The sequence below is a fragment of the Microbacterium sp. genome, assembly GCF_036823965.1.
Taxonomy (GTDB): Bacteria; Actinomycetota; Actinomycetes; order Actinomycetales; family Microbacteriaceae; genus Microbacterium.
The window spans coordinates 230026-255214 of the sequence record NZ_DAITBE010000005.1 but is presented as its reverse complement, the minus strand read 5'-3'; the positions used below and the strand labels follow the sequence as shown (position 1 = coordinate 255214).

Here is a 25189-nt window from a genome sequence, read left to right as displayed (position 1 = left end):
ACCCCCATGCCCCGCACCCGCCTCCTCGCGGCCATCGCCGTGGCCGGCATCGCCGCGCTCACGCTGACCGCCTGCGGCACGACCGACGTCTCCGCCGGCAACGACACCGCCGACGCCGTGAGCTCGCAGAGCTGCACCGACGACACCACGACCACGTCGACCGACCCGGTCTCGCTGACCGACAGTCTCGGCCGCACGGTCGAGCTCGACAAGCCGGCGGAGCGGGTCGTCGTGCTCGAGTGGCAGCAGACCGAGGACCTCCTGTCGCTCTGCGTCACGCCGGTCGGCGCATCCTCGATCGACGGCTACGAGACCTACGTCAGCGCAGAGACCCTGCCTGCGGGCGTCACCGACGTCGGCGAGCGCGGCGAGCCCGACCTTGACGCACTGTACGGCGCCGACCCCGACCTCATCATCATCGAGGCGTACAGCGCAGACGACGAGCTGCTGAAGAAGCTCGAGGAGCGCGACGTGCCGGTGCTCGCCACGATCGGCGCCGACGGCAGCGGACAGATCGCGAACATGAAGCAGGTGTTCTCGATGATCGGCGAGGCCACCGGCCGCACCGAACGAGCCGACGAGGTGCTCGCAGAGTTCGACCAGCACCTGGCCGACGCGAAGGAGAAGGTCGCCGACGCCGATCTCGCCACGACCGACTTCGTGTTCTTCGACGGATGGATCGAGGGCGGCAACGTCGTCATCCGCCCCTACGGCACCGGCGCGCTGTTCACCGAGCTCGGTGAGGAGCTCGGCCTCACCGGCGCCTGGACCGACGAGATCAACGAGTCCTACGGCAGCGGCGGAGTCGACCCCGCGTACGGTCTCGCACAGACCGACATCGAGGGACTGACCGCCGTCGGCGAGGCGAACCTCATCTACTCGAACGACGGCACCCCGGACAGCTACGTCACCGAGCTCGAGAAGAGCTCGATCTGGACCTCGCTCCCCGCCGTCAAGGAAGGCCGCGCCTTCGAGTTCCCCCCTGGAGTCTGGGGTGCTGGCGGACCACGTTCCGGTGAGCAGGCGATCGACGCGTTCGTCGACGTCATCGTCGGGAAGTGACCACCGCCGACATCCTCTCCACCGCCGGCCGACGCCCTGAGAACGGGGCGCCGGCCGGCGGCGAGGTCGACTCACGGCCGCGGATGCTGGTCGGCGGTATCGGCCTGCTCCTCGCGCTCGTGCTCGCGGTCGCCACTGTGGCCCTCTGGCACCTGACGCAGGGCACCTCCGGCGTCGGGGCCGCCGAACTGCTGCGCGCCCTCGGTGGCGAAGACGTCAGCGTCGGCGGCGTCCCGGTCGCTGACATCTTCACAGGCTCGCGCCTGCCCCGACTGTTCGCCGGCATCGCGGTCGGGTTCGCGCTCGGCGTGGCCGGCGCGTTGCTGCAGTCGATCACACGCAACGCACTCGCCTCGCCGGACACGCTCGCCGTGACGGCCGGTGCCTACTTCGCCTTGAGCGCGGTCGCCGCCTTCGGCCTCTCGATCCCGCTCTGGGCGTCGAGCGGCGTCGCCTTCGTCGGCGGTCTGCTCGCCGCGGCGATCGTGCTCGGTCTCACCGGCCGGGCCGCAGGCACCACCACCACGCGTCTCATCCTCGCCGGATCCGCGATCGCCATGGCGCTCGACGCCGGTACCGCGATGCTCCTGATCCTCTTCAAGGAGAACACCACCGGCCTGTTCGCCTGGGGCAGCGGTTCGCTCGCGCAGTTGAACCTCGACGCATCCATGCGCGCGATCCCGCTGATCGTCGCAGTGCTGCTGGTCGCGCTCCTCCTCTCCCGTCGCCTCGACGTGCTCGGGCTCGGCGAAGACGCCGCGTCTTCGCTCGGAGTCCCGGTGCGCTCGACACGCGGGGCCGCGGTCCTCTGCGCCGTACTGCTCACCAGCACCTCCGTGACACTCGCCGGCCCGATCGCCTTCGTCGGACTCGGCGCCCCGGTGCTCGCCAGGCTGCTCGCCCACCGCGTCTCAGCGCTCCGCCGCCACGTCTTCCTCGTGCCGACCGCCGGGCTCCTCGGCGCGCTGCTGATCCTGCTCGCCGATGTCGCTTTGCGCGCGATCCTCGGTGCCGAGGGCGCCGCGTCGATCCCCACCGGCATCCCGACCGCGCTGCTGGGTGGCATCGTGATCGTCGTGCTCGCCCTGCGGATGCGGGATGCCGGCGCTGCGCGTGCCGTCCGTACCGCCCGGTCGGCGCTGCGCACGCGACGCCGCTTTCTCGTGGTGGCCCTGATCGCCGTCGTGCTGCTCGCCGTGACCATCGTGATCAGCCTGCTGTCCGGGAGCCTCTGGCTGCGCACGGGCGATCTCGCGCTCTGGCTCCAGCAGGGCGCACCCGACCTCGTGACCCGCGCCCTCGATGAGCGCGCCCCGCGGATCGCCGCCGCAGTGCTCGCCGGTGCAGCGCTCGCACTCGCCGGCGTCGCGGTGCAGGGAACCGTGCGCAACCCGCTCGCCGAACCCGGCCTGCTCGGCATCACGGCCGGCGCCGGCCTCGGCGCCGTGATCGTCGTGACGACCGGACTCGGCGGCGGCGGACGCCCGATCCTCATCGCGATGGCCATCGCCGCCGGCCTGCTGACCTTCGCACTCATCACCCTGCTCGCGTGGCGCGGCGGTTTGCTGCCCGATCGATTCGTGCTCGTCGGCATCGGCTGCGGCTATGCGATCAGCGCGGTGACCACGTTCCTGCTGCTCCGCTCCGACCCGTGGGAGACCCCGCGCATCCTCACCTGGCTGTCCGGCACGACGTACGGACGATCGCTGCCCGACGTGCTGCCGGTCGCGGTCGTGCTGCTGCTCGCGATCCCGACCCTGTGGGGCATGCGCCGCCAGCTCGACCTGCTCGCGATCGACGAGGACACCCCGCGCATCCTCGGCGTGCCGCCGGAGCGCACCCGCCTCGGCGTGCTCGCCCTCGCCGCTGTGCTCGCCGCGGTGGCGGTGGTCGCGGTCGGCACGGTCGGCTTCGTCGGACTCGTGGCCCCGCACCTCGACCGCAGCCTGGTCGGCGCGCGGCACGGCCGGGTCATCCCGATCGCGATGGTGCTCGGCGGACTGCTGGTGCTGGTCGCCGACACGCTTGGTCGCACCTTGATCGCACCGTCGCAGCTGCCTGCGGGGCTCATGATCGCGCTGGTCGGCGCCCCGTACTTCGTCTGGCTGCTGAGCCGGATGCGGGACTGACCGCCCTTCCCCTCAGAATCCCTCGGCCTCCCGAGGCGTGTACGCGCTCTCGAGCTGGGCGAGCTCGGTCGATTCCAGACGGATGCCGGCTGAGGCGACCGCATCCTCGATGTGCTCGGCGCGCGTGGCTCCGACGATCGGGGCGGTGACGGCCGACTGCTGCGCCACCCAGGCGAGCGCGATCTGCGCCCTCGACACACCGCGCTCGGCGGCGACGCGGGAGACGGCCTCGACGATCGCGCGATTGGAGTCCTCCTCGCGACGGTACAGCGTGGCCCCGAACTCGTCGGTCGCGGTGCGTGCGGTCGTCTCGTCCCAGTCGCGGGTGAGACGGCCGCGCGCGAGCGGCGACCAGGGCAGCACGCCGACGCCCGAGTCGTGGCAATAGGGGTGCATCTCGCGCTCCTCCTCGCGCTGCAGGAGGTTGTACTGGTCCTGCATCGAGACGAAGGGCGTCCAGCCATGCACTGCGGCGACATGCTGCGCCTTCGCGAACTGCCAGGCCCACATCGAGGATGCCCCGATGTAGCGCGCCTTGCCGGAGCGCACGACGTCGTGCAGCGCCTCCATCGTCTCCTCGATCGGCGTCTCCGGGTCCCAGCGATGGATCTGGTAGAGGTCGACGTGGTCGGTGCCGAGTCGACGGAGGCTCGCGTCGATGCCGGACAGGATGTGCGTGCGGCTGAGACCGGCCTGGTTCGCACCGGGGCCCATGCGGCCGTGCACCTTCGTGGCGATCACGATCTCGTCGCGTCGTGCGAAGTCGGCGAGCGCGCGGCCGACGAACTCCTCGCTCGTGCCGTCGGAGTACACGTCGGCGGTGTCGAACGTGGTGATCCCGGCCTCGAGCGCCTGTCGGATGAGCGGCCTGCTGGTCTCCTCGTCGAGCGACCAGCGGTGCGTGCCGCGGTCGGGAGCGCCGAAGCTCATGCAGCCGAGCACCACGGGAGAGATCCGAAGGCCGGTGTTCCCCAGCCTGACGCTGTCGTTCATGTCGAGGCCCATCAGTCGATCTGCCCGATCGGCTCGCGCTTCTCCGCCTGGAACTGATCCTCAGCTCGACCGCGCGCCCAGTATGCCGAGATCGACAGCGACTCCCGCGGCACGTCGTGCTGTTTCAGGATGGCCCGCACCTGCTTGATCGTGCCGCGCTCTCCGTGCGCGAAGACCTGCGGGTCGCCCTCCGCCCACGGCAGGTCGGCGAGTGCTGCGAGCAGCTCGTCGTCGGTCTGCGTCCAGACGACCGTCAGGCCGGCAGGCGTCTCGGGAATGATGCGGTCGTCGGCATCCGCGACCGTGAGCAGCAGGTGTCCGCGGGCAGCCGGATCCATCGCCTCGATCGCGGAGGAGATCGCCGGCAGTGCCGTGTGATCGCCGACCAGGAGGTGCCAGGGCGCTGCGGGGTCGGGGCGGTAGCCGCCGCCCGCACCGCTGACGACGATCGTGTCGCCCGGACGAGCGCTGCGAGCCCAGGGTCCGGCGATGCCCTCGTCGCCGTGCACGACGAAGTCGATCACGAGTCGCTGCTGCGCCGGATCGGCCGAACGGATCGTGTACGTGCGCGGCGTCGGGAGCTTCTCGGGGCTCTCCACTCGCAGTTGCGCCAGATCGTACGGCGGGGTGAGCCCGTGGCTCGGGTCGGCGAACAGGATCTTCACGTACTTGTCGGTGAAGTCGTTGTCGTTGAACGCCTCGTACCCGTCACCGCCGGCCGTGATGCGGATGAGGTCCGGGCTGACCTGCTCCACCTCCTGCACGGCGAGTACTGCCTGGGTCGGCGTCCTACGGGGCTGCTCCTGCGTCATCACTTCTCCGAAGTCTCGGCGTGCACGGTCCCCTCCAGTCTGCCCGGCCTGAGCGGTGCGCGGCCCGAAAGGTCGGTCCGAGTCGATCTCGCGGGGTCAGCCGCCGGCATCCGTCCGCCACACCACGCGCAGCACGTTGACCACATCATCGGGGTCTGCGCCGGATGCCGAGGCCTCGACGACCAGCTCACGGATGCGTCGCATGACGGACGCGGGGAGCACCGCCGCGGATTCGGCGACGCGGGTGCCCGCGGCCGTCCGGGTGACGACGAGACCTTCGTGCTCGAGCATCTTGTACGCCTTCGCCACGGTGCCGGCCGCCACCCCGAGGTCGCTCGCCGTCTGGCGCACCGTTGGCAGACGTTCGTTCGCGCCGAGCTGCCCCGAGACGATGAGCCCGCGCAGCTGCCGATAGATGTCCATCGTGGGGCTCGCCTCATCCGCGGCAGCGAGGATCGGCGATGAGGTCACCGGGTGACCGCCGCATCCGATGCGAGGTCCGCGTTGCTGCCCACCGCCGCACCGTCACGCCGCCAGAGCCGACTCGCGACCAGCATGAGGAGCACGAACGCACCGATCTCGAGCATCGGGGCCGTCCACCCTGCGGCGAGCGCGATCTCTGCATATCGCCACGTCGCATCGTAGGGACTGCCGTCGTTCTCGCCCATGATCTCGAGGGACGACACCGACCCTGCACCGGCGACGAATCGCCACGCACCGGCCAGCGCCAACAGCATCCCCGCGATCGTGATCCCCACGGCATCCGCGGCGATCTCCCGTCGGAGGATGCGCTCTGCCGCGACGGTCTCCGGACGGATATAGGGCCGGGCCGCATTGCCGTGGAGCACGGCCCACGTCGTGAGCACGAGGGCGGCCAGCCCGATGAGCACCGGCACTCCATAGGCCCAGCCGAAGAACGGCATCCGGATGGGGTCGACCTCCGGCTTGTTGGGAATCGGGATGTCGAGTCCGGCGTACTGCCCTTCTCGGTCAGGGGACGACGCCAGTCCGGCCGAGACGGTCGTCGCCAGCAGGACGAGCATGACGGCGCCGGCGAGCAGCAGGCCGAGCCGAGGGCCGAAGGTCGTCCACGTCCGCCGCTCGGCCAGGACGACGGGCAGTTCGGACGCCGTGGTCCCCCGGCGCAGGATCATGCCGAGCACCACGCCGAGGCCGATCACGGCACAGAACAGCACGACGGCGAAGCGCCACCAGGACACGACCGCAGCCACGTCGACGACGTATCCGCGGATGATGTGCTCGGCGATGAAGCACACCGCGACGCCGAGCGCGACGATGCCGAGCGCGCGCTGCTCAGGACGGTACCGCGCCCGGAGCGACGCAGACGCCCCGGCGGACGCCGACGCAACCGGCCGCTCCGCACGACCCGGCCGCGCCCGCACGAGGAGGACGATCCCGCCGATCGCCAACGCCAGGAACAGGGAGAACAGGGGCGTCCAGAACGCCGCACCCATGAGCTCCGACAGGCTGAGCGACGTCAGACCACTCCGCGACATGCGATCTCCGATTCGTAGGTTGTGCCACCTGGCTATCACAAGTTGTATCACAACCCAGATACAAGCCGAACACCGTGAAAAAGTTGGAACCGAATCCTCGGATCCGGACATATCTCTGTATGGACGGCACTGACTTCGTCGCATTGCGCACCCGATGCCTCGCACTCATCGAGGAGCACTACCGGGATCCTCGAGTGGACCCGCAGTGGCTCGCTCGTGAGCTCTTCGTGTCACGGCGCCAACTCGACCGGGCGTTCGCGTGCCAGGTGGGCGTCGCCGAGGTGCTGGCGAAACGGCGGCTCACGCAGGCAGTGGCCCTGGCTGCGGTCTACCCGGCCGTGCCGATGTCCGAGATCGCGAAGGGCTGCGGCTATGGGACCTACGAGACGTTCCGCGCCCAGTGCCACCGGTACCTCCGCTGCACGCCTCGCGAGGCGCGGGTCGATCGCAAGCGCGCGCTCAGGTCGGTCCGGCAGCTCGTCGAAGCGAGCTGATCGCAACGGAGTGCAACGGTCTCAGATTCTGTGGTCATCGGACCCGCATAGACTCGACTCAGTCGGGAGCATGGGCCCGGCGATGACGTTCGAGGTGAGATCGTGCCGGAGTTCAACGCGCAGCCTGCGTCGAGCGATGGCGAACTGCTGTTCCGACTCTCCCGAGGCGACGAACCCGCATACCGGCTCCTCCACGACCGGCACCAGGCGTCCGTCTACCGGGTCGCCCTGGTGCTGATGCGCACGACCTGGGATGCCGAGGAGGTCGCGGCGACCGCGTTCTTCGAGCTGTGGCGCAAGCGCGACAGCGTCCGGCTCGTCGATGATTCGGTGCTCCCCTGGCTCCTCGCCACGACTTCCTACGCGGCCAAGAACAAGCTGCGCTCAGGCCGTCGATATCAGCGGCTGCTGAGCCGCATCCCCCACGATGGTGATGTTCCTGACCACGCTGACGAGGTCGCTCGCGCCATGGACACGCTGAAGATCTCCGCGGACGTGCGGGAGGCGCTCATGCAGCTGCATCCGAAGGAAGCCAGCGTCGTGGTCCTCTGCGTCCTGCACGAACTGCCCATGCACGAGGCGGCTGTCGCCCTCGGCATCCCGGAGGGTACGGTGAAATCGCGCCTGTCACGGGTCAAGGCACGTCTGCGCGGCACGCTGCAGCAATACGATCCGACGATCGAGGAGGTGAAGGCATGAGTTCCGAGTTCGACGGCATGCCGCACCGCGCCGAGGTGCAGGACCTGCTCATCGAGCAGATGCGCCGTGATCTGACGCGTCCGAAATGGTGGAAGACGATCTGGGGTCGCCTTGCCATCGCCGGTGGTGTGCTCACCCTCGCCGGGTCCGGGATCGCCGCTGTGGTGCTCCTGGAAGAGCGTCCCGTGAGCGAGACCGCCATCGTCTGGTGCCTCAAGGGCGCGTACCTGAACCCGGACGGCTCGCTGCCCGGCCCTGGTTCGAGCGTCGCCACACCCGACGGCGTCCTCCAGATCATCGACGCCGAGGCGATGTGCGACATCGTGTGGGAGTCGGGACAGATGGAGTCGACCGATCCGCTCGACCCGTCGCCCGCGCCCGGGGTGGCGCCGTCCGAGTACACGACCTGTGTGACCGAGTACGGGGAACCAGCGCTCGTCCCCGGGCGCATCGAGTGCTCAGTGCTGAAGCTGCACCCCTATCAGCCCGCCGAGCGGTAGACGATGGATGACGTCCGCGCGGCCATGGTCCCCAGGCCCGAGCAGTAGGACGAGCAGGTCACGGAGGCGCCGCCGTAGTTGGGCAGGTCGTACTGCACCGACCAGCAGTTCACCAGCCCCTCTGCGGAGCGGATGTTGTTGTTCCAGCCCGCGCCGAGGCTCGGGAAACCGAAGGTCGTCCCGAAGCATCCGGCCCCCGCTCCCCAGTGGAGCAGCACGGTGCCGCTGCGGGATGCTCCCGTCCACGCCTTCCCGACGATGACGGTCGATGCCGCTGTGCGCGCGGTCATCGCGCGTGCGCCCGACTGTGCGGGTTCGAGCTGCTCGAGGTCGCCGGGCGCGCCGTCCTCGATGAACTGCTCAGCTGCCTCGACAGAGTCGAAGCACGAGATGACCGTCGGGATGTCAGCCGGCAGCGGCGAGCCGTCGGGGACACCCACACCGCCGACAGCGCACGCCGCCGGTGGTTCGGTGGCGGTGTCCGCAGCGACAGATGCCGAGGGGATGACCACCAGTGCGGTGACCAGTGCGGCCGTTGCAGACCAGAGACGTAGAGACATGGAAGCTCCTCCGATAGGGGTTGGATTCGCTTCGGTATGTCCACCCCCTGTCGGGGAGTTCCGGTCGTTCGGGGGCGGTTCGGGGGTCGTTCGGCGGGAATCCGCCGGATGCTGGACGGATGCTGGCGCGGATTCTGTAGTCGGGTTCGAGCGCGCGACTCATAGGCTCGAAGGACCCACCGTCATCGGGTGACGAATGGGCCAGAGGACCAGTCCCAGCACGCCGTGATCGGCCGTCGCGGAACCGCTTACCGGGGGGTACGCAGCCGCGGCGACACCGTCGCGAGCGCTCCGGTCCTCTCCGCGGGTGCGGTGGGTGGGCAAACGGACCACCGCACCCGCTCCGGGGTTCGTGTCAGGCGCACCCCGATACGCTGGGAGACATGCTCTCCCCCGTTCTCGGTGCGTCCCGCGCCCCTCGACTGCTGGCGTCCGCGACGCCGTTCGTCGAGTGGATGCGCGTGCTGCTGCACCCTGGGACGAACGGGTGGACGAGCGTGTGGGGCACGCTGTCGCACGGCGAGATCGCCGGCTGCCCGCCGCCAGCGCGCTAGGTCACGCCCTTCTGGTGGCGTGGCTCCTCTGCATCCGCGCTCACCCACCATCGGGGTATACCTATGTCTTCTTCTCGTCCCTTGTTCTCTGTCGCGCCGCATGAGCTGTGGCGCGGCATCCGCACCACAGTCCGCAGCGACGTCTTCGGTGGCGCGCTGCTGCTGCTCGCCACCGCGGCGGCGCTCATCCTCGCCAACAGTCCGGCCGCCGGCTGGTACGCATCGCTGCGCGACCTCACCTTCGGCATCCCCGAGCTGCACCTGGAGCTGAGCCTCGGCGCCTGGGCGGCCGACGGCCTGCTCGCCATCTTCTTCTTCGTGGTCGGCCTCGAGCTGAAAGAGGAGTTCGTGTCAGGACGCCTCCGCGATCCCCGTGCGGCGGCCCTGCCGATCGCGGCAGCAGTCGGCGGCGTGCTCGTGCCGGCCCTGTTCTACGTGCTCGTGAATCTGGGGAACCCCGTTGCCATGCGCGGCTGGGCGATCCCGACCGCGACCGATATCGCCTTCGCGGTCGCGGTGATCGCGGTCCTCGGCCGCTTCCTGCCGCCGGCACTGCGGGTGTTCCTGCTGACCCTCGCGATCGTCGACGATCTCATCGCGATCACCGTGATCGCGACGTTCTACACCGACACGATCAGCCTTCCGTGGCTCACGCTCGCGCTCCTCCCCCTGGCGGGATTCGGTGCGCTCGTGCAGCGAGGCGTGCGTCGGTGGTGGGTTCTGCTGCCCCTGGCCGTGGCGACGTGGGTGTGCGTGCATGCCTCTGGCGTGCACGCGACCGTCGCCGGCGTGCTGCTCGGTCTCCTCGTGCCGGTGCTGCCGACGATGCGAGCCCGCGTGCACATGCCTGACGGGGCATATGACGGTCTCGCCGCGCACTTCGCCGACCGCTGGAGCCCGATCGCGACCCTTGTCGCCGTGCCGGTCTTCGCGTTCTTCGCAGCCGGCGTCTCGATCGGCGGCGTCGACGGACTGGTGTCCGCCCTGCGGGATCCGATCACGCTCGGCATCATCGCTGGGCTCGTCCTCGGCAAGCCGATCGGCATCCTGCTGACGACGTTCGCGCTGAGCCGCGTCCCCGGCATCCGCATGGACGAGACCCTCCGCTGGCCCGACCTCGTGGGCATGTCGTTCCTCGCCGGCATCGGCTTCACGGTGTCCCTGCTCGTCGGTGAGCTCGCGTTCGGCCAGAGCTCGATCGCCGACGAGCACGTGAAGATCGGGGTGCTGCTCGGATCCCTGATCGCCGCGATCATCGGCGGGCTGGTGCTGGGCGTGCGGAATCGGCGAGCGCGGCTGCGCGGCTAGTCCCGCAGTCGTGTGAGAGCCCGCACGACGAGGTCGTGGTCATCGGCCGAGGGAAGACCGGAGACGGTCGCGATGGCCACGACTCCGACGCCCACCACCCGGACGGGAACCGCGCCACCGGCGACCGCGTACTCGGCGGGATCGAGCCACCCCGGCTCGAAGAAGTCGCGGCCGCCGGCGGCGACGCGCGCCTCGAGCAGGGCGGTGCTCGTCTCGAAGCGGAAGGCGGTCGCGGCCTTGCGCCGCACCCAGTCGTCGTTGTCGGCCGTCGCGCCCGGCATCGAGGCGTGGAACAGGATGCCGGACGCCGTGCGCACATCGATCGCCACCGGGTACGACTCCGTCAGGGCTCGCGCCGCGATGGCGCTGCCGAGGCTCCAGGCGTCGGCCCGGTCGAATCGGGTCAGCTCCAGATCGCGGTGCTCGTCTTCGAGTCGGGCCAGCCATGCGTCATCGGTCATCGTCGTCCTGTCGCGTCGGTCGTGCGGGTGCCTTGGGCCATTGTCGTCGATCCTGCAGAACGCGAGCACCTCCTCCGCCGAGGCTAGAGCACGTCCGCGATCACCGCGATCGTCCGGTCCGGATCCTCGAGATGCATGTCGTGGTGCACGCCGGAGAGGCGACGGATCTGCCATCCCTCATGCTCGAGCGCCGCTGCCATCGGATCCGGCAGGACCGCCGGAGATTCATCCGACAGGATGATCGTCGACGGCACCTCGGGCGGGGCGATCGCGATCGGATGGAACGCCACCTCCCGGAACACGCCGATCGCCATCGTCGCGTCGAACCGGGCGCGACTCTGCGTCATCGATTCCCGGATGCTCGGCGCGAAGGCCGCCTGTTGTGCGGCGCTGCGTCGCGCCTGGATCATCCCGACGACGCCGAGCGAGAGCGCCGGGATCGCCCAGAATGCGCGGCCGGCCAGACCCGTCGTCGGAAGACTGAGCCCGAAGCCCGGATCGAGGTAGATCGCGTGGTCGGGTCTCAGGCGCGCGACCGCGCGGACCAGCACCGATCCGCCGAGGGAATGGCCGACCACGCTGTGCAGACCTCGCGGAAGCGTCTCGACGACGTCTGCGGCGAGCGCATCGAGCCCGTACGAGGATGCCCGATCGCTGTTGCCGTGCCCGCGGAGGTCGACGGTGGTCACCGTGTATCTCCCGGTGGCCAGCATCCGTTCGATGAGCGGCTGCCACGTCGTCTCAGACGCGCCGAGTCCATGGATCAGTCCGACGTGGCGTTCGCCGGACCCGGTCGTGGTCGAGTGGAGTCGCATCCTGTCATTCTGCCTCGCTCCCCCGTCGGCGGGGATAGCGTGATGACATGACCACGTCAGCCACCCTCCGCTCGCTCAGCGGCGTCGTCGACAGCCCGGCCGCCCTCGCAGCATCCACCGTCGTGCTCGTCGACTTCCAGAACACGTACACGCGCGGCGAGATGGAGCTGGAGGGGTGGGATGCTGCGCTCGACGCCGCCGCAGACCTGCTCGGCAAGGCCAGAGAGGCCGGTGCCACGGTGATCCACGTGCAGCACGACGGCGGCGTCGGGTCGGCGTACGACATCCGTGCGGACATCGGTGCGATCCACGAGCGCGTCGCGCCGATCAAGGGCGAGGCCGTCGTCGTCAAGCAGGCCCCGAACTCCTTCGTCGGCACGGAACTCGGCGAGCTGGTGGATGCCGCCGGTCACGAAGACGTCGTGATCGCAGGCTTCATGACCCACATGTGCGTGACCTACACGACCGAGGGCGCGTTCCTCCGCGGCAACCGGCCCACCGTGGTCGCTGCCGCCACCGCCACCCGAGGCCTCCCGTCGGTCGCCGGCGATATCTCCGCCGAGCAGCTGCATCGCGCGGCGCTCGCGGGCATCGCCGATCTGTATGCCACGGTGGTTCCGAGCGTCAGCGACCTGCGCTGACGGGTGCCCGCCTGGACACGGCCTCGATACGCTTCGTCACATGAGCTTCCACATCGAGCACCGCCTCGACGATCGGCACCAGCGCACCGGCACCTTCGCTTCTCGCGGTGAGGCCGTGCTCGCCGCGCTGCGCCTCAAGACCACTCCGGTCCTCATCATCGGAGGCGACGATTCCGTGTCTCCTGGAGACGGAGCAGTGGTCGCCGTCGTGTTGAAGCGCGGCGAAGTGGTCACGGCCGGCGCTGAGCCTGCCTGGTGGTCGAGCATCTCCGAGGCATCGCGGAAGAAGCTTCTCGCCGGCGGACGGCTCGACACGGATGTCGTCGCCGATGTCACCGATGCCGGTGGCGGCGTGGCAGCGACGGCGTGGGAGAACGGCCCCATGGACGAATGGGAGCTCACGCCCGCCGAGGATCACAACTGGGTGCGTGTCGAGGCCGCGCGGCGAGACGTGCAGCGCTGATGACACGTCAGCGGTCTGCGACGACGGGAGGGCAGCAGCATGGCACGGGATGATCCGGACGAGTTCGAACCGTACCGCCAGGACGTCGCGCAGATGCCTGGAGTCAATGGCAATGAGCTGTCTCCATCGTTCCGCGAGCTCTCGCATGCCGACACCACCAGGCGAGGGATGATCTGGTCGTCCATCGGTGTCGGCACGCTCGTCGTCGCGGTCGGCATCTTCTTCCTCGGAGACTGGCTGCACTGGTTCTGACGCTCAGCCGACGTGCGCAGGCTCAGCGGTCGATGGATGCCATGTTGGCGTCGTCGTGGCGAGCACCCGCTGCGGGTTCGAGCGCATCGAGACGAGCGATCTGCCCTGCGGTGAGCTCGACGCTGTCGGCGGCGGTGTTCTCCTCGACGCGGCTCACTCGCCGAGTCCCGGGGATCGGGGCGATGTCATCGCCCCCCGTGAGCAACCACGCAAGCGCCGTCTGTGCAGGTGTCGCGTCGATCTCTGCGCCGATCGCGCGGACCTCGTCGACGAGGGCGAGGTTGCGGGTGAAGTTCTCGCCCGTGAAGCGCGGGTTCGTCTTTCGCCAGTCGTCGTCGGCGAAGTCGTCGACCGTGCGGATCCGGCCGGTGAGCAGCCCGTGGCCGAGCGGCGAGTACGGAACCAACCCGATGCCGAGTTCGCGCAGCAGCGGAAGCACTTCTGCTTCGATGTCGCGTGTCCACAGCGAGTATTCGGTTTGCAGGGCCGACACCCGCTGCACAGCGTGCGCTCGACGGATCGTCTCCGGGGAGGCCTCGGACAGGCCGAAGTGCAGCACCTTCCCCTCGGCGATCAGGTCCTTGACGGCTGCTGCGGTCTCCTCGATGGGGGTGCTCCGGTCGACACGGTGCTGGTAGTAGAGGTCGATGTGGTCGGTGCCGAGGCGCCGGAGCGAGCCTTCGACGGCTGCCTTGACGTTGGCGGCGCTGCTGTTGACGTCGGGCTCACCGCTCGTGTGGTCGACGAGTCCGAACTTCGTCGCGATGACGACGCTGTCGCGACGACCGGCGAGCGCACGCCCGACGATCTCCTCGCTGAGGAAGGGGCCGTAGATCTCTGCGGTGTCGATGTGGGTGACGCCGAGGTCGAGGGCGCGGTGGATGGTGCGGATCGACTCGTCGTGGTCGAGGGCACCTTCGCTCGTGTAGGTGCCTGCCATCGTCATCGCGCCGAGGCCGATGCGAGAGACGTCGAGGGAACCGAGGTGTGCGGTCTTCATGGGTGTGCTTCCTTCTCGGAGGTCGCCGACCCGTTCGAGGCGGCGGATGCCTCGATTCAACGCGCATCGGCGGACCTGCGCGTGGCCCCACCGATGGGTGCCCCGACAGGACCCCTCACGAACGCGGTGACCGGCGTACCGTCGATGGCATGGGCATCCACGACGACCTCAGCGAGTTCCTCACCTCGCGTCGAGCCAAGCTGACGCTCGCCGATGTCGAACTACCGGACTTCGGCGGACGACGTCGCGTGCCCGGCCTCCGTCGCGAAGAGGTCGCGCTGCTGGCCGGTATGAGCGCCGAGTACTACAAGCGGCTCGAGCGAGGCAATGCCGCCGGCGTCTCGGAAGCCGTGATCGATGGCGTCAGCCGGGCGCTCCGGCTCGACGAGGCGGAGTATGCCCACCTCACCGATCTGGTCCGTGCCGCGAACGCCGGCACCCACCCGAAGCGGCGCCGCACCACCCGTACCCATCACCTCACCTCCGGCATGCAGCAGACGATCGACGCCATGTCGACGGTCCCCGTCTTCATCCAGAACGGACGCCTCGACTTCGTCGCCGCCAACCGGCTGGGACGAGCGCTGTTCTCGGAGATGCTCGACGACGCACCGGCTCCGGCGAACGCGGCGCGATTCGTCTTCCTCGACCCCCGAGCGCAGTCGTTCTACCAGGACTGGGAGGGCAACACTCGCCAGATCGTCGCGATCCTGCGCGCCGAGGCCGGCCGCTCCCCCTACGACCGTCAGCTCAGCGACCTCGTCGGCGAGCTCTCGACCCGCAGCGACCTCTTCCGCAGACTCTGGGGTGCGCACGACGTGCGCGAGCATCGCACCGGCGTGAAGAGCATCCATCACCCGGTCGTCGGAGACCTCGACCTGACGTTCCAGAGCATGGATCTCGCGACTGACCGAGGCCTGCAGATGCTGGTGTTCTCGGCCGAACCCGGGTCCGCGTCGCATGACCGGCTGCAGCTGCTGGCGAACTGGGCGACCACCGCGAACACGGTGACCTCAGACGCGATCCCCGCTGATCCGTTGCGCTGAGTGCCCCGTACGCACGACGTGTCGTGGACACGTCGTGACCCGCTGAGCGTTCAGGCCGCGCAGTCCTCCGAGAGCTCGTTGATGATCCACTCGGTCGCGGATCGCTCCATGACGACCGTGCCGCAGTCGCCCGAGGCGAGGTAGGTCACGAACAACGTGGCCTCGGTGTCGGTCTGCTCCTGCACCGTCACGTCGACCTCGGCGCTCTGGCCCAGCGCACGGTAGAGCTCAGCGGTTGCGCTGATCATCTCGGCGCAGCTCGTGACCTGCACCGGACCACTGCTGTTCAGCTCGGCGATCATCCGGTCGGCCAACTCGGGCGTGAGGCCTGCGCACGCCTGCTCCGTGTCGGGGGCGCGGGAGGCGTCGATCCAGGCGAGGAAGCTCTCGACAGGGCCGGTCTGCGGCGTGGGCTCCGGCGTGCTCGACGCCGCAGAGGCGGACGGAGTCGCAGCCGCGGTCGGGCCTGGCGTTCGCTGCGGTGCCGGGCTCGGCGCGCAGGCGCTCACCATCAACCCGGCGGTCAAGAGCATCGCACTCACCAACGCTGCACGTCGAGGTCCTGAGAACACACGATCATCCTGCCACGCCGAGCTTCTCGCCCCCGGAGCGAACGAGTCTCTTCGATCCGCCCTGACGCGGAGAAGGCCCGGTCCACCGGACCGGGCCTTTCGCCTCACTGTGCGCGAGGGGGGACTCGAACCCCCACATCCTTGCGAATACTGGCACCTGAAGCCAGCGCGTCTACCATTCCGCCACTCGCGCGAGTGTCTTGCTCCGAAGAACTCAACTTTCCGAGGATATCACGCGATTTCGGCCACGCCGCACACCCGAAACAGGGCGTCGGCGGCGTTCCCCCAGGTCACCTGGCTACGATGGGCCTACCGGTCGGCATGCCAGAGGAGCCCAGTGGGACTACTTGACAGCTTTGAGAAGGGTCTCGAGCGCGCTGTGAACAGCGCGTTCGCGAAGACCTTCCGCAGCGGCATCCAACCAGTGGAGATCGCTTCGGCCCTTCGACGTGAAGCAGATACGAAGGCCGCGGTCGTCAGCCGCGATCGCATCATCGCGCCCAACAGCTATGTCGTGCGTCTCAGCACCGACGACGCCGAGCGCATGCGCGGACTCGGCGGCGCGCTGACCGACGAACTGCACGCGCTGCTCACCAAGCACTCCAAGGCACAGGGCTACAGCTTCGCCGGACCGCTCTCGATCGCCCTCGAAGGCGACGAGAAGGTCGCCACCGGCACGGTGCGCGTGAGCTCCGGCACGGTCGAGGGCCGCGTCAGTTGGCAGGCAGTGGTCGACGTCGACGGCCGCCGTCACGCGATCACCCGAGCCCGCACGGTGATCGGACGAGGCACGGATGCCGACATCACGATCTCGGATGCCGGTTCGAGCCGCAAGCACGCCGAGATCCTGTGGGACGGTGAGCGCGCCATGATGCGCGACATGGGTTCCACGAACGGCACCAAGGTCAACGGCCAGAAGCTCCGCGAGGCCGCACTTCCCACCGACACCACGATCACGATCGGTCGCACCGACCTCGTGTTCCGGATCGTCCCGGTCGCCGCTCCGTCGCGGCCGACGGATGACTCCACCCGCGCGTTCGGAGCGATGCCGTGACCCTTCGACACGCTCAGGCACCCAGCATGGGTGCGCGCTCATCCAGGACGGAGACCCTTCGATGAGTGAACTCGTCCTCCTCCTCCTGCGGATCGGCTTCCTGCTGATCCTGTGGTTCTTCGTCTTCGGCGTGGTCTACTCGCTGCGCGCCGACCTGTTCGGCGTCAAGGTGCGCAAGCTCCCGGTCGAGGCCACCGCGGGCGCTGGGGCAGCTGCATCCGCCCCAGCGGCTCCCGTCGCCAAGCCGGCATCCGCCAAGCCGTCGACCGGCCCGGCGACCGTCGCGACCGCCAAGCGCCTCGTGATCACCTCCGGTCCCAAGGCGGGCCTCGAGCTCCCCCTCAGCGCGGATTCGCTGACCATCGGCCGCTCCAGCGAGTCCGCCCTCGTGATCCGCGACGACTACACGTCCAGCCACCACGCCCGGCTGATGCTGCGAGGCGACGCCTGGGCGATCCAGGACCTCGACTCCACGAACGGCACCTTCGTCGCCGGCCAGCGCGTGACCGGTCCGCCCGTCTCCCTCGCGCTCGGCACGCCCATCAAGGTGGGCGCCACGACCTTCGAGTTGCGAGCCTGACGCCCGCATGGTCTTCGAAGGCTCGAGCGCCGCGATCTCCCACACCGGGAAGGTCCGCTCCAACAACCAGGACTCCGGGTACTCCGGGGCGAACCTGTTCGCCGTCGCCGACGGCATGGGCGGCCACGCCGGTGGTGACGTCGCCTCCAGCATCGCGATCCAGCACCTCGAGCCGCTCGACCAGGGCTATGCCTCGACCGACGATGCTCAGGCGTCGCTGCAGGCTGCGGTCACCACCGCAGCGGGCGACCTGATCCGCGCGGCGAAGGAGCGTCCGGAGCTCGCCGGCCTCGGCACCACGGTCAGCGCGATCATCATGGTCGACGACTACGCCGTGATCGGCCACATCGGCGACTCCCGCATCTACCTGTACCGCGATGAGGCGCTGACGCAGATCACCGCCGACCACACCTTCGTGCAGCGACTGGTCGACTCGGGCCGCATCACGCCGGAGGAAGCCCGCTACCACCCGCGTCGCTCCGTGCTGATGCGTGTGCTCAGCGATATGGACTCCGACCCCGAGCTCGACACCTTCGTCATGCCGACGCGCCCGGGCGACCGTTGGCTGCTGTGCTCCGACGGCCTCTCGGGTGTGGTCGACGAGACCCGCATCCTCCGGGCGATGCGCCTCGGCCTCGCTCCCGGTCGCACGGCAGACCACCTCCTCAAGCAGGCCCTCGACGGCGGCGCCCCCGACAACGTCACGATCGTCCTGGTCGACGTGGGTGGACAGCATCCGCTCTCCTCCGGCACCGCGACGATCGTCGGTGCCGCCTCGAACCCCTCCGGCATCCTCGTGCCGTCCGCGCGACCGCAGCGCTCCGGCTGGCTGCACCCGGTGCGCCAGGCCGCGAACGAGCCCAGCCACTTCGAACCGGCCGCCGAATACCTCGAGGAGCTCATCGAAGAGGACCGTCGACGCGCCAAGCGCCGCCGCCTCGGCTGGATCGCCGGCGTGCTGGTCGTCATCGCGATGCTCGGCTTCGCGGCGTTCGCGGCGTACAGCTGGACCCAGACCCGCTACTTCATCGGCGCCGACGACGACAGCGTCGTGATCTTCCAGGGCGTGCAGCAGAACATCGGGCCGATCACGCTGTCGACTCCGGTCGAGGACACCGACATCCTGCTGGCCAACCTCCCCGAGTATCAGCGGGCCTCGGTCGAGCGCACCATCTCGGCCCGCTCGCTGTCGGATGCCATGGCCATCGTCGACCGGCTGCGCGCCGGCGCCGACGCCAACGCGCTGCCCACTCCCCTGCCGACGCCGAGCCCGACCGACCTGCCAGTGCCGGAAGAGACACCAGCAGGGGGTGAGGGATGAGCACCGACGTCACCGCCGACACCAGCGTGATCACCGCCCTCAAGCGACTGCGGCTGCCGCAGACCCAGCGCAACCGCGAGTTCTGGCTGCTGCTGTTCGCCTGCGCGATCAGCGGTGCCTCACTGACGCTCGTGCAGCTCGGCGCCCTCGGTCTGATCGACCCTGTCGTGCTCGCGATCGGCGGCGGCCTGGCCGTGCTCGCGTTCGCCCTGCACATCGTGCTGCGGCTCGTCGCCTCCGACGCCGACCCGTTCGTGCTGCCGATCGCCACGCTGCTGACCGGCCTCGGCATCGCGATGATCTACCGCATCGACATCGCCAAGCACCTCACCGCCTGGGACGCCTACTCCACCAAGCAACTCGCGTGGACGGCCATCTCGCTGGCCGGCGCCATCACGGTGGTCCTGCTGCTGCGCAACTACCGCGTGCTGTTCCGGTACACGTACATCTTCGGCCTCGTCGGCATCCTGCTGCTGCTGCTCCCGTTCGTCCCGGGTCTCCGGATCGACGACGCGAACGCGGCGGTCTGGGTCTCGCTCGGCGGTGCCTTCGCCTTCCAGCCCGGTGAGCTCGCCAAGATCAGCCTCGCGATCTTCTTCGCCGGCTACTTGGTGCGCACCCGCGAGAGCCTGACCTCGGTCGGCACGCGCTTCCTCGGCATGACCTGGCCGCGCATGCGCGAACTCGGCCCTGTCCTCGTCGTCTGGGTGATCTCGCTCGGCATCATCGTGCTCCAGCGCGACCTCGGCACGGGAACCCTGATCTTCGGCATGTTCGTCGCGATGCTCTACGTCGCGACCGGCAAGACCAGCTGGGTCGTCATCGGCCTCACCCTCGTGGTCGCCGGCGTCGCCCTCGCGACGCAGATCCTCAGCTACGTGCGCGGCCGTTTCATCAACTGGCTGTTCCTGTTCGACCCGAACCAGGTCGACCCCGACGGGGCCGGATACCAGCCGATGCAGGGGCTCTTCGGGCTCGCGCACGGCGGCCTGATGGGCACCGGCTGGGGCCAGGGACGACCGGAGGTCACCCCGCTCGCGCACAGCGACTACATCATCACCAGCCTCGGCGAGGAGCTCGGTCTGATCGGTCTGTTCGCGATCCTCTGCCTGTACATGGTGTTCGTCAGCCGCGGCGTGCGCATCGGACTCGCGGGTCAGGATGACTTCGGCAAGCTGCTCGCAACCGGACTGTCGTTCACGATCGCACTGCAGGTCTTCATCATGGTCGGCGGTGTGACGCGAGTGATCCCGCTGACGGGTCTGACCACGCCGTTCCTGGCCGCAGGTGGTTCGTCGCTGGTCGCGAACTGGATCATCGTGGCCCTGCTGCTGCGCATCTCCGACGGCGTCCGCCGCCAGCCGAGGGTGGTGATCGGATGACCCGGGAGCTCCGCCGCCTGAGCATCGTGATGCTGTTCATGTTCATCGCGCTGTTCGCCGCCACGAGCTGGATCCAGGTCGTCGAGTCCGACTCCCTGGCCCAGAACAGCAACAACCAGCGCACGCGCCTCGACAGCTACGAGATCCAGCGCGGCTCGATCATCGTCGACGGCGTCGCGATCGCGACCTCGATCCCCAGCGACGACCGGTATCAGTTCCAGCGCGAGTATGCGGATGCCGCGATGTGGGCGCCGGTCACCGGCTACTTCAACGCTCCCCTCGACGCCCGCACCGGCATCGAGCAGGCGATGAACGCCGACCTCTCCGGCACGGGCTCCAACGCCTTCCTCGCCGAGATCGAGCGCATCATCTCCGGCCAGCCGCAGAGCGGATTCAGCGTCGAGCTCTCGCTGAACACGGCGGCCCAGCGCGCGGCGTACGAGGCGCTCGACGGCCTGAAGGGCGCGGTCATCGCGATCGAGCCGAAGACCGGACGCATCCTCGCCATGGCCTCGACGCCCGGCTTCGACACGAATCTGCTGGCGACCCACGACGCGGATGCCGCGAACGCGGCCTACGACCAGCTCGCCGCCGATCCGTCGAAGCCGCTCTCGAACCGTGCGATCGCCGGCGACCTCAACCCGCCTGGCTCGACGTTCAAGATCCTCGTGGCTGCGGCAGCCTTCGCGAGCGGCGACTTCACACCGGAATCGACGCTCCCGAACCCGGCGATCTATACGCTCCCCGGCTCGAACAACCGCGTCTCGAACGCGTGGGGCAGCGCCTGCGGCCCCGGCGAGACGGTCACGATCGCCGAAGCGATCCGGCTGAGCTGCAACATCCCGATGGCCGAGCTGGCCGTCGAGCTCGGCGATGACAGGATCCGCGAGATGGCGGAGAAGTTCGGCTTCAACCAGAGCTTCGAGACGCCGCTCGTCTCGACGCCCTCCAGCTACCCCCGTGCACTCGACGACGCGCAGACCGCGCTGACCGGTTTCGGCCAGGGCCGGGTCACCGCGACGCCCCTGCAGATCGCCATGGTCGCAGCCGGGATCGCCAACGACGGAGTGGTCATGAACCCGCACATGGTGGATGCCGTGATCGGCGAGGACCTCTCGGTCATCCGCGCCTTCGAGAACAGCGAGTTCGGGCGCGCGATGGAGAAGGATGTGGCCGATGAGGTCACCGCAGCCATGGTCGCGAGCGTCTCAACGGGCGCTGCGCAGGGTGCAAGAATAGACGGGGTCGACGTTGCCGGGAAAACCGGTACCGCTGAGAACGGGAACAGGCCGCACACGTTGTGGTTCACGGGCTTCGCACCGGCGGACGACCCCGCGGTTGCAGTAGCAGTCGTCGTCGAAGACGGCGGCGGTCAGGGACAATCAGGATCCGGTGACACTATCGCCGCTCCGATTGCAAAGAAGGTCATTGAGGCGGTGCTAGGCAGATGAGGCCGACGCAGGGTGTGTCGTTCGGTGGTCGCTACGAGTTGCTGTCGCGTATCGCGATCGGCGGCATGGGCGAGGTGTGGGAGGCGACGGATCACGTCATCGGGCGGACCGTCGCGATCAAGATCCTCAAGGACGAGTACATGGGGGACCCGGGGTTCCTCGAGCGGTTCCGTGCTGAGGCGCGCCACGCTGCGCTCGTCAACCACGAGGGAATCGCCAGTGTCTTCGACTACGGCGAGGAGAACGGCAGCGCCTACCTCGTCATGGAACTCGTGCCCGGTGAGGCCCTGTCGACCGTGCTCGAGCGCGACGGCGCGCTGAGCGCCGACAAGACGCTCGACATCGTCGCCCAGACGGCATCCGCCCTGCAGGCCGCGCACGCCGCTGGTCTCGTGCACCGCGACATCAAGCCCGGCAACCTGCTGATCACGCCGGACGGACGTGTGAAGATCACGGACTTCGGCATCGCGCGCATCGCCGACCAGGTGCCGCTGACCGCGACCGGTCAGGTCATGGGCACCGTGCAGTACCTGTCACCCGAGCAGGCGTCCGGTCACCCGGCGTCCCCTGCGACCGACACCTACTCGCTCGGCATCGTGGCGTACGAGTGCCTCGCGGGCAAGCGCCCGTTCACCGGTGAGTCGCAGGTCGCGATCGCGATGGCGCAGATCAACGAGCAGCCGCCGCCGCTGCCACCGACCGTGCCGATCCCGGTGCAGAACCTCGTCATGGCGATGATCGCCAAGAAGCCGTCCGACCGGCCGTCCTCGTCTGCCACGGTCGCCCGTGCCGCGCAGGCGCTGCGCCGCGGCGACCTGAACTCGGCTGCGATCGCCGTTCCGGCCATCGCGACCGGTGGCGTGGCAGGCGGCGACGACGCCACGCGCATCCTGACCTCGACCGGCGACGACGGCACCACACGCATCCTGCCGACCACGGCGCAGCTCCCCACCGACGCCGAAGCGGCCGAGGGCGAGAAGGAGAAGAAGAAGCGCAGCCGTTGGACGTGGCCGCTGATCGCTCTCGTCGTGCTGCTCGCGATCGTGCTCGGCGGCGCCGTGTTCGCCCTGCTGAACCAGGGTGACGCCGAGGCCAAGCCCACGGAGACGACCGCGCAGACCACGCCTCCCCCCACGACACCGTCCGAGACCCCGACGCCCGACCCTGAACCGGTCGACGTCGACTCGCTCGGCCTCGTCGGCATGACCTGCGACGCCGCGCTGGCTGCTGCACGCGACGCCGGCCTCGTGCCGAACTGCGTCACCGGCACCACGACGGCGCCGTCCGCTGATCTCGTCGGTGCGGTCGAACGGGTCGACCCCCGCGGATCGGTCGAGGTCGGTCGCGACATCACGCTGTACCTGTACGCGGATCAGACCGCTGTCGGCAAGCCGCAGAACCCGCCGACGTTCTCCGGCACGTTCACCGAGGGCGGCACCGCCACCCTCAACTGGACCGCCTTCTCGTGCCCCTCCGGCACCGGCGCGCTGGCCTCGTACGAGGTGACGCTGACGAACGCGACCTTCACCAAGCAGGACGGCACCACTGCCACCGTGCTGAGCTTCAATCCGAACACCCGGACGAGTCCGATCAAGATCGACACCGGCAAGGCCGGGCAGGTCGTCACCGCCACCTACCGCGCTTTCTGCGGTGACCGAGCATCCGAGATGTCGGATCAGGGTCAGTCCGGTGTCATCCTCCCGGCGACACCGGTGGATGGTGAAGACGGCGGAGAAGGCGGCGACAGCCAGGGCTGAGCACACGGGTAACCTGTCTTTCATCCATTCGTTGTTCGATCCAGGGGGTCAAGAAGTGTCCGAAGAGCCACGCATTCTCGCGGGTAGGTACCGCGTCGGCGAGCTCATCGGGCACGGCGGCATGGCCAAGGTCTACCGGGGCCACGATCTGACGCTCGGCCGCGAGGTCGCGATCAAGATCCTCGACCCCGAGCTCGCACGCGACACGGCCTTCCGCACCCGCTTCCGCCTCGAGGCGCAGGCAGCCTCGCGCATGTCGCACCCGTCGATCGTGCGCGTCTACGACGCCGGTGACCCGTCGACGCCCGACAGCGCCTCGGATGACCCGCCCTACATCGTGATGGAGCTGATCAGCGGACGACTGCTCAAGGACATCATCGCGGCCGGCCCGGTGCCGGTCGACGAGGCGGTCCGCTACGTCGACGGCATCCTCGAGGCACTCGACTACTCGCACCGCGCCGGTGTCGTGCATCGCGACATCAAGCCGGGCAACGTCATGGTCACCGAGAAGGGCCAGGTCAAGGTCATGGACTTCGGCATCGCCCGCGCGGTGTCCGACTCCTCCTCGACCGTCGCCGAGACCACGCAGATCATCGGGACAGCCGCCTACTTCTCGCCGGAGCAGGCGAAGGGCGAGCCCGTCGATGCCCGCGCCGACCTCTACTCGACCGGTGTCGTGCTCTACGAGCTGCTCACCGGCCGCCAGCCCTTCCGCGGCGAGTCCCCCGTGGCCGTCGCCTATCAGCACGTCAGCGAGACTCCGCTCGCGCCGACCGAGGTCAATGAGGATGCCCCGGGCGCACTCGACCCGATCGTGCTGCGCGCACTGGCGAAGGACCCGTACCAGCGGTACCCGGATGCAGCGCACTTCCGCGCCGCGCTCGACGACGCCGTCACCGGCAGCGCCCCGAGCCGCAAGCAGCTGGGCGCGCTCACGAGCGAGTTGTACGGCCCGAGTCCGCTGCAGGCGCAGGAGACCGCTCGGTCGCTGCGTCAGTTGAGCACCGACAACACGATGGCCCGCACGCAGTCCGGGCCCCCGGTGGCGTGGATCTGGGCCGGCGTGGCCCTGCTCGCCGTGCTGCTCGTGTCCGTGCTGTTCTGGGTCGTCACCATCAGCATGCGTCCGCCGGACGTGCCGAGCACGTCTCGCGTGGTCCCCGACCTGGTCAACGTGTCGTCGGAGCGCGCGCAGAGCGATCTCGCCGAACTCGATCTCACCGCGAACCTCGTGATCGAGTCCAGCACATCGATCACGAAGGGCAACGTCATCCGCACCGACCCCGAGTCCGGGGTCGCGGTGAACGAGGGCAGCGCAGTCACGGTCTACGTGTCATCCGGTGTGGAGACCGTGGTGGTGCCACCGCTCGAGGGCATGTCCTTGGCTGATGCGAAGCGAGCGCTGACCGCCGCCGGGCTCGAGCTCGGCACAGTGGTCCAGCGCAACGACAACGCGCTCCAGGCCGACACGGTGATCTCGTCGAGCGAAGAGGCAGACGCCGAGGTGGCGCCGAAGACCGTGGTCAACCTCGTGGTGGCGAGCGGCAAGGTGACGCTGAACGACGTCGTCGGCTGGACGCTCGAAGCCGCGACGCAGAACCTCGAGAGTCTCGGGCTCGTCCCGACACCGGTCGCATCTCCGGACTGCACTGCCACCAACCCGCCGACCGTCTCGTCGATGTCGGCGGCGCCGGGCGACGTGGCTGTGGGCTCCCCTGTCGAGCTCCGGTACTGCACGGGCGGCTGACCCGCCAGCGGGGCAGCCGCGT

The 25189-nt window shown here is 69.1% G+C and carries 27 protein-coding genes and 1 tRNA gene; 18 read left to right on the top strand and 10 right to left on the bottom strand.

Annotated elements, in window-relative coordinates:
• Window positions 1-6: 6 nt before the first annotated feature.
• Window positions 7-1062 (top strand): iron-siderophore ABC transporter substrate-binding protein, encoded by a 1056-nt coding sequence (locus V7Z82_RS11070; RefSeq protein ID WP_334151432.1) that lies wholly within the window; start codon window positions 7-9, stop codon window positions 1060-1062.
• Entirely contained in the window at window positions 1059-3191 is a 2133-nt protein-coding gene (locus tag V7Z82_RS11065; protein WP_334151430.1) for an iron ABC transporter permease, read from the top strand. Before V7Z82_RS11070 ends, V7Z82_RS11065 begins: the two co-directional genes overlap by 4 nt.
• Window positions 3192-3203: 12 nt before the next feature.
• On the opposite strand, the gene V7Z82_RS11060 is transcribed toward V7Z82_RS11065, so the two are convergent.
• The 4 genes from V7Z82_RS11060 to V7Z82_RS11045 form a co-directional block, all read right to left on the bottom strand.
• A complete protein-coding gene (locus tag V7Z82_RS11060; RefSeq protein WP_334151427.1) occupies window positions 3204-4184 on the bottom strand; it encodes an aldo/keto reductase in 981 nt (326 codons plus the stop codon).
• 11 nt (window positions 4185-4195) lie between these two features.
• Window positions 4196-4996 carry a siderophore-interacting protein gene (locus V7Z82_RS11055; RefSeq protein ID WP_334151424.1) on the bottom strand — a complete coding sequence of 267 codons (801 nt, stop codon included), beginning with the start codon at window positions 4994-4996 and terminating at the stop codon, window positions 4196-4198.
• A gap of 96 nt (window positions 4997-5092) precedes the next feature.
• A complete protein-coding gene (locus V7Z82_RS11050; RefSeq protein ID WP_334151422.1) occupies window positions 5093-5467 on the bottom strand; it encodes a GntR family transcriptional regulator in 375 nt (124 codons plus the stop codon).
• Window positions 5464-6513, bottom strand: a complete 1050-nt coding sequence (locus tag V7Z82_RS11045) for a hypothetical protein (protein WP_334151419.1) — start codon at window positions 6511-6513, stop codon at window positions 5464-5466. The genes V7Z82_RS11050 and V7Z82_RS11045 overlap by 4 nt, the downstream gene beginning before the upstream one ends.
• A 119-nt stretch (window positions 6514-6632) precedes the next feature.
• On the opposite strand from V7Z82_RS11045, the gene V7Z82_RS11040 reads away from it, so the two are divergent.
• From V7Z82_RS11040 to V7Z82_RS11030, 3 genes are all read left to right on the top strand, one after another.
• Window positions 6633-7007, top strand: coding sequence for a helix-turn-helix domain-containing protein (locus V7Z82_RS11040; protein ID WP_334151416.1), 375 nt, complete (start codon window positions 6633-6635; stop codon window positions 7005-7007).
• A 102-nt stretch (window positions 7008-7109) separates the two neighbouring features.
• Window positions 7110-7706 (top strand): RNA polymerase sigma factor, encoded by a 597-nt coding sequence (locus V7Z82_RS11035; RefSeq protein WP_334151413.1) that lies wholly within the window; start codon window positions 7110-7112, stop codon window positions 7704-7706.
• Window positions 7703-8206 (top strand): hypothetical protein, encoded by a 504-nt coding sequence (locus tag V7Z82_RS11030; protein WP_334151409.1) that lies wholly within the window; start codon window positions 7703-7705, stop codon window positions 8204-8206. Before V7Z82_RS11035 ends, V7Z82_RS11030 begins: the two co-directional genes overlap by 4 nt.
• Here V7Z82_RS11030 and V7Z82_RS11025 read toward each other — a convergent pair.
• Window positions 8188-8766 carry a hypothetical protein gene (locus tag V7Z82_RS11025; RefSeq protein WP_334151407.1) on the bottom strand — a complete coding sequence of 193 codons (579 nt, stop codon included), beginning with the start codon at window positions 8764-8766 and terminating at the stop codon, window positions 8188-8190. The genes V7Z82_RS11030 and V7Z82_RS11025 overlap by 19 nt on opposite strands.
• A gap of 383 nt (window positions 8767-9149) precedes the next feature.
• Here V7Z82_RS11025 and V7Z82_RS11020 point away from each other — a divergent pair, with 383 nt between their 5' ends.
• Window positions 9150-9320, top strand: coding sequence for a hypothetical protein (locus tag V7Z82_RS11020; RefSeq protein ID WP_197072073.1), 171 nt, complete (start codon window positions 9150-9152; stop codon window positions 9318-9320).
• 81 nt (window positions 9321-9401) lie between these two features.
• Complete coding sequence (gene nhaA / locus V7Z82_RS11015; RefSeq protein ID WP_334151403.1) at window positions 9402-10628, top strand: Na+/H+ antiporter NhaA; 1227 nt, start codon at window positions 9402-9404, stop codon at window positions 10626-10628.
• On the opposite strand, the gene V7Z82_RS11010 is transcribed toward nhaA, so the two are convergent.
• On the bottom strand, window positions 10625-11089 hold the full coding sequence (locus tag V7Z82_RS11010; protein ID WP_334151400.1) for a heme-degrading domain-containing protein: 465 nt from the start codon (window positions 11087-11089) through the stop codon (window positions 10625-10627). The two genes, nhaA and V7Z82_RS11010, sit on opposite strands and share 4 nt — an antisense overlap.
• An 83-nt stretch (window positions 11090-11172) precedes the next feature.
• Window positions 11173-11904: an alpha/beta fold hydrolase gene (locus V7Z82_RS11005; RefSeq protein ID WP_334151398.1), complete on the bottom strand. Its 732-nt coding sequence runs from the start codon at window positions 11902-11904 to the stop codon at window positions 11173-11175.
• Window positions 11905-11951: 47 nt separating this feature from the next.
• Here V7Z82_RS11005 and V7Z82_RS11000 point away from each other — a divergent pair, with 47 nt between their 5' ends.
• From V7Z82_RS11000 to V7Z82_RS10990, 3 genes are read left to right on the top strand one after another with little or no spacing between them, the layout of a single operon-like run.
• Entirely contained in the window at window positions 11952-12545 is a 594-nt protein-coding gene (locus tag V7Z82_RS11000) for an isochorismatase family protein (RefSeq protein WP_334151396.1), read from the top strand.
• A gap of 40 nt (window positions 12546-12585) precedes the next feature.
• Window positions 12586-13008, top strand: coding sequence for a hypothetical protein (locus V7Z82_RS10995; protein WP_334151393.1), 423 nt, complete (start codon window positions 12586-12588; stop codon window positions 13006-13008).
• Between the two features lie 39 nt (window positions 13009-13047).
• Window positions 13048-13260, top strand: coding sequence for a hypothetical protein (locus V7Z82_RS10990; RefSeq protein WP_334151391.1), 213 nt, complete (start codon window positions 13048-13050; stop codon window positions 13258-13260).
• A gap of 22 nt (window positions 13261-13282) precedes the next feature.
• Here the strand turns inward: V7Z82_RS10990 and V7Z82_RS10985 are convergent, their stop codons facing one another.
• On the bottom strand, window positions 13283-14260 hold the full coding sequence (locus V7Z82_RS10985; RefSeq protein ID WP_334151388.1) for an aldo/keto reductase: 978 nt from the start codon (window positions 14258-14260) through the stop codon (window positions 13283-13285).
• Between the two features lie 149 nt (window positions 14261-14409).
• On the opposite strand from V7Z82_RS10985, the gene V7Z82_RS10980 reads away from it, so the two are divergent.
• Window positions 14410-15303 carry a helix-turn-helix transcriptional regulator gene (locus V7Z82_RS10980; protein ID WP_334151384.1) on the top strand — a complete coding sequence of 298 codons (894 nt, stop codon included), beginning with the start codon at window positions 14410-14412 and terminating at the stop codon, window positions 15301-15303.
• 50 nt (window positions 15304-15353) lie between these two features.
• Here the strand turns inward: V7Z82_RS10980 and V7Z82_RS10975 are convergent, their stop codons facing one another.
• Both V7Z82_RS10975 and V7Z82_RS10970 read right to left on the bottom strand, forming a co-directional pair.
• Window positions 15354-15836: a hypothetical protein gene (locus V7Z82_RS10975; protein ID WP_334151381.1), complete on the bottom strand. Its 483-nt coding sequence runs from the start codon at window positions 15834-15836 to the stop codon at window positions 15354-15356.
• Between the two features lie 149 nt (window positions 15837-15985).
• Window positions 15986-16068 (bottom strand) — tRNA-Leu (locus V7Z82_RS10970).
• A 144-nt stretch (window positions 16069-16212) separates the two neighbouring features.
• Between V7Z82_RS10970 and V7Z82_RS10965 the strand changes: the two genes are divergently transcribed.
• The 7 genes from V7Z82_RS10965 to pknB all read left to right on the top strand — a co-directional run bounded on the left by V7Z82_RS10965 (window position 16213) and on the right by pknB (window position 25167).
• Window positions 16213-16929 carry a DUF3662 and FHA domain-containing protein gene (locus V7Z82_RS10965; RefSeq protein ID WP_334151379.1) on the top strand — a complete coding sequence of 239 codons (717 nt, stop codon included), beginning with the start codon at window positions 16213-16215 and terminating at the stop codon, window positions 16927-16929.
• A gap of 61 nt (window positions 16930-16990) precedes the next feature.
• Window positions 16991-17509, top strand: coding sequence for an FHA domain-containing protein FhaB/FipA (locus tag V7Z82_RS10960; protein ID WP_334151376.1), 519 nt, complete (start codon window positions 16991-16993; stop codon window positions 17507-17509).
• 7 nt (window positions 17510-17516) lie between these two features.
• Window positions 17517-18830, top strand: coding sequence for a PP2C family protein-serine/threonine phosphatase (locus V7Z82_RS10955; RefSeq protein ID WP_334151374.1), 1314 nt, complete (start codon window positions 17517-17519; stop codon window positions 18828-18830).
• Window positions 18827-20212, top strand: a complete 1386-nt coding sequence (locus tag V7Z82_RS10950; protein WP_334151372.1) for an FtsW/RodA/SpoVE family cell cycle protein — start codon at window positions 18827-18829, stop codon at window positions 20210-20212. The genes V7Z82_RS10955 and V7Z82_RS10950 overlap by 4 nt, the downstream gene beginning before the upstream one ends.
• The gene (locus V7Z82_RS10945; RefSeq protein ID WP_334151370.1) at window positions 20209-21663 is read left to right on the top strand and encodes a peptidoglycan D,D-transpeptidase FtsI family protein; all 1455 of its coding nucleotides are present in this window, start codon (window positions 20209-20211) and stop codon (window positions 21661-21663) included. Before V7Z82_RS10950 ends, V7Z82_RS10945 begins: the two co-directional genes overlap by 4 nt.
• Window positions 21660-23420, top strand: coding sequence for a protein kinase domain-containing protein (locus tag V7Z82_RS10940; RefSeq protein ID WP_334151368.1), 1761 nt, complete (start codon window positions 21660-21662; stop codon window positions 23418-23420). The genes V7Z82_RS10945 and V7Z82_RS10940 overlap by 4 nt, the downstream gene beginning before the upstream one ends.
• Window positions 23421-23475: 55 nt before the next feature.
• Window positions 23476-25167, top strand: a complete 1692-nt coding sequence (pknB, locus tag V7Z82_RS10935) for a Stk1 family PASTA domain-containing Ser/Thr kinase (RefSeq protein WP_334151367.1) — start codon at window positions 23476-23478, stop codon at window positions 25165-25167.
• Window positions 25168-25189: the final 22 nt, after the last annotated feature.